The organism is Microbacterium sp. Bi128 (assembly GCF_918698205.1).
In genome coordinates this window covers 1-1,257 of record NZ_CAKKMM010001447.1, presented here as the reverse complement: position 1 = coordinate 1,257, position 1,257 = coordinate 1, and the positions used below count along the sequence as shown (strand labels likewise).

Annotated in this window: 1 protein-coding gene; it reads right to left on the bottom strand. The window is 65.4% G+C overall.

Going from position 1 to position 1,257, the window contains the following annotated elements:
• Positions 1-93: 93 nt before the first annotated feature.
• On the bottom strand, positions 94-1,257 hold a 1,164-nt coding region (paaE, locus tag LQV45_RS33565; protein WP_230012115.1), incomplete at its 5' end, for a 1,2-phenylacetyl-CoA epoxidase subunit PaaE.

Here is a 1,257-nt window from a genome sequence, read left to right as displayed (position 1 = left end):
GGGCGTCGAGGACGACCTCGGCGACGCCGTCGGCGATGGAGAGGGAAATCATGGGGCTCCTTGGATTGGAAAAGGCCTGGACGTCGAAAAAGCTTAAACGTCGAAGTCGACCGTGACTTCCGGGGTGGTGGGGTGGGACTGGCAGGTCAGGACGTAGCCCTTGTCGAGCTCATCCTGCTCCAGGGCGTAGTTCTCGTCCATGGTGACATTGCCGCTGACCACCTTGGCCCGGCAGGTGCCGCACACGCCGCCAGCGCAGGCGAACGGCACATCGGGACGGACCCGGAGAGCGGCGTTGAGGATGGACTCGCGGGCATGGGTGGGGCTGGCCACCTCGCCCTGCAGCCCGTCCAGCTTGAACGTGATCTTGTAGGTTTCCTTGGATTCGTCCGTGACCACGGGCCGGCCAATGTTGCCCTCGGGGCGCTCCGGCTTGCCCGAAGTGAACAGTTCGAAGCGGACATGCTCCGGGGCAACGCCACGCTCGGCGAGGGTGTCCCGGCAGAGCTGGACGAGTTCGAACGGGCCGCAGAGGAACCATTCGTCGACGTCGTCGGCGTGGATGGCAGTGCCCAGCAGTGCCTGCAGCTTCTCGGCGTCGATCCTGCCGCTGAGCAGCGGCGCGATCCGCTGTTCACGCGAGAGCACGTGATGCAGCGCCAGCCGGGCCGGGTATTTGTCCTTCAGGTCCGCGAGTTCTTCAAGGAACATCACGTCCATCGCAGCCTTGTTGGCGTAGACGAGGTCAAAGCGGGTCTCCGGGTGGGCCGCCAGCAGGGTGCGGGCAATGGCGATCACGGGAGTGATGCCGGAGCCCGCGGCAATCGCCACGAAAGAGCCGGGCTCCCCCGCCAACTCTTCCGGATGGTTCATGGAGTTCATGACGTTCTGTTCCACGGACTTGCCGTCGCGGCCGTGCTTGGAGACAAAGGCACCCATGGGGCTCATGACGTCCAGGACGTCGCCGGACTTGAGTTCGGCATTGGCCCACGTGGAGAACAAGCCTCCGAGGTCTTTCTTGATGGCCACGCGGATTTCGCTGCTGCCGTCCGCGAAACTGCGCGGTTCGGCACAGATCGAGTAGCTGCGGCGGATCTCGTGCGGCTGGCCGTCGGCGTCGGGCAAAGTGGTGCGCAGCGCGACGTACTGGCCCGGCAGGTAGTCGAACTGGCCGGCGAGCTCGGGCGGGACCCCGAACGTCACCTCGATGGCGTCGTCGGTGAGACGGCGGACTTCGTCCACCGTCAGGGTGTGGAA